Raw genomic sequence first — 1102 nt, forward strand, 5'->3', positions numbered from 1 at the left:
CGGATTGTCGGCGAGCCCGCGCTGGGTGACCTCGGCGATGGTCTTGCGGTCGATGCCCTTGGCGATCGCGCGGCGCACGCAGGGCGTGAGCATCCGCCGCGCGCCCGGCCTGGCCTGGTACCACTTCACGTTCAACGGCTCCCCCGGTTCGATTTTGGCCGACCCTGCGCTGCGCCGCGCGATCGCCAAGGGCATCGACCGCAAGACCATCGCCGAGGTCACCCAGCGCGGGCTCGCCGACAATCCGGTGCCGCTGAACAACCACATCTTCGTCGCGGGCCAGGAGGGCTACCAGGACAACAGCGGCGCGGTCGCCTTCGATCCGGAGAAGGCCAAGCAGGAGCTCGATGCGCTGGGCTGGCGACAAAACGGCCAATTTCGCGAGAAGGACGGTCGTCAGCTGGTGATCCGCGACGTGCTGTTCGACTCGCTGAGCACTCGGCAGTACGGGCAGATCGCGCAGAACAACCTCGCCCAGATCGGCGTCAAGCTCGAGCTGGACGTCCGCCCGGCGGCCGGCTTCTTCACCGACTACGTCACCGTCGGCAACTTCGACATTGCCCAGTTCTCGTGGAGCGGCGACGCTTTCCCGCTCGCGAGCCTGACCCAGATCTATCGGACCGGAGCCGAGAGCAACTTCGGCAAGATCAGCAGCCCGGAGATCGACGAGAAGATCGAGCAGACCGTCGGCGAGCTGGATCCCGCGAAGGCCCGGCAGCTGGCCAACGAGCTGGACAAGATGCTGTTCGACGAGGTGTTCAGCCTGCCGTTGACCCAATCGCCCGGAAACATCGCGGTGCGAAGCAATCTGGCGAACTACGGGGCCTTCGGCCTGGCCGACGCGGACTACACGAAGATCGGCTTCATGAAGCCGTAACGCCTCGGCGTCTCAGGACCTTCGTCGACACCTTCGGGGGCTTAGGTCCTTTCCTGGGAGCAGGAGCTTCGTGCGGCTGACGTGCAGCCGTAGCGTGGGTGCGGGAGCCGACGATGACTGCATTCATGCGCAATACAGACGCCTTCACCTGGGCGATGGAGACGGACCCGCGGTTGAGATCGACCGTGGTGACGGTGATTCTGCTCGACGCAGTGTCGTGCCGTT

Annotated in this window: 1 protein-coding gene; it reads left to right on the plus strand. The window is 65.3% G+C overall.

Going from position 1 to position 1102, the window contains the following annotated elements; genetic code table 11:
- On the plus strand, positions 1–877 hold an 877-nt coding region (locus A5698_RS00355; protein ID WP_231967231.1), incomplete at its 5' end, for an ABC transporter substrate-binding protein.
- Between the last annotated feature and the right edge of the window lie 225 nt (positions 878–1102).

This window comes from Mycobacterium sp. E136 (genome assembly GCF_001666865.1).
Classification (GTDB): Bacteria; Actinomycetota; Actinomycetes; order Mycobacteriales; family Mycobacteriaceae; genus Mycobacterium.